The organism is Planotetraspora thailandica, from assembly GCF_016863335.1.
Taxonomy (GTDB): Bacteria; Actinomycetota; Actinomycetes; order Streptosporangiales; family Streptosporangiaceae; genus Planotetraspora; species Planotetraspora thailandica.
In genome coordinates this window covers 1-1170 of sequence record NZ_BOOR01000121.1, presented here as the reverse complement: position 1 = coordinate 1170, position 1170 = coordinate 1, and the positions used below count along the sequence as shown (strand labels likewise).

Annotated in this window: 1 rRNA gene; it reads right to left on the bottom strand. The window is 55.9% G+C overall.

Annotated features, from left to right (window positions below):
- Nucleotides 1-1170 (bottom strand): 23S ribosomal RNA (locus tag Pth03_RS41115); the annotation flags it as partial.

The window sequence follows — 1170 nt, the reverse complement described above, 5'->3', positions numbered from 1 at the left end:
TTCAGTATTGGCGCATCACAGCGGGTACGGGAATATCAACCCGTTATCCATCGACTACGCCTGTCGGCCTCGCCTTAGGCCCCGACTTACCCTGGGCGGATTAGCCTAGCCCAGGAACCCTTGGTCATCCGGCGCAGAAGTTTCTCACTTCTGACTCGCTACTCATGCCTGCATTCTCACTCGCACGCCCTCCACAACCGATCACTCGACTGCTTCACCGAACGCACGACGCTCCCCTACCCACCCACCAAAAGGTGAGTGCCACGACTTCGGCGGTGTACTTGAGCCCCGCTACATTATCGGCGCAGAATCACTTGACCAGTGAGCTATTACGCACTCTTTCAAGGGTGGCTGCTTCTAAGCCAACCTCCTGGTTGTCACTGCGACTCCACATCCTTTCCCACTTAGCACACGCTTAGGGGCCTTAGTCGGTGATCTGGGCTGTTTCCCTCTCGACCACGGAGCTTATCCCCCGCAGTCTCACTGCCACGCTCTCACTTACCGGCATTCAAAGTTTGGCTGACGTCAGTAACCTTGTCGGGCCCATCAGCCATCCAGAGCTCTACCTCCGGCAAGAAACACGCAACGCTGCACCTAAATGCATTTCGGGGAGAACCAGCTATCACGGAGTTTGATTGGCCTTTCACCCCTACACACAGATCATCCCCCAGGTTTTCAACCCTGGTGGGTTCGGTCCTCCACGCAGTCTTACCCACGCTTCAACCTGCCCATGCGTAGATCACCCCGCTTCGGGTCTACAGCATGCGACTCAACGCCCTATTCAGACTCGCTTTCGCTACGGCTCCCCCACACAGGTTAACCTCGCCACACACCATAACTCGCAGGCTCATTCTTCAAAAGGCACGCAGTCACATCACAGTCGTCCGAAAACGACTACGCTCCTACGGCTTGTAGGCACACGGTTTCAGGTACTATTTCACAACCCCTCACCGGGGCGCTTTTCACCTTTCCCTCACGGTACTCGTTCACTATCGGTCATCAGGGAGTATTTAGGCTTACCAGGTGGTCCTGGCAGATTCACACAAGATTCCACGAGCCTCGTGCTACTCGGGAACACCCCAAACAGTCGACATGATTTCGCCTACCCGGCTCTCACGGTCTACGGCGCCCCATCCCAAAGGCTTCGACTACCACACCGATTTATCACTG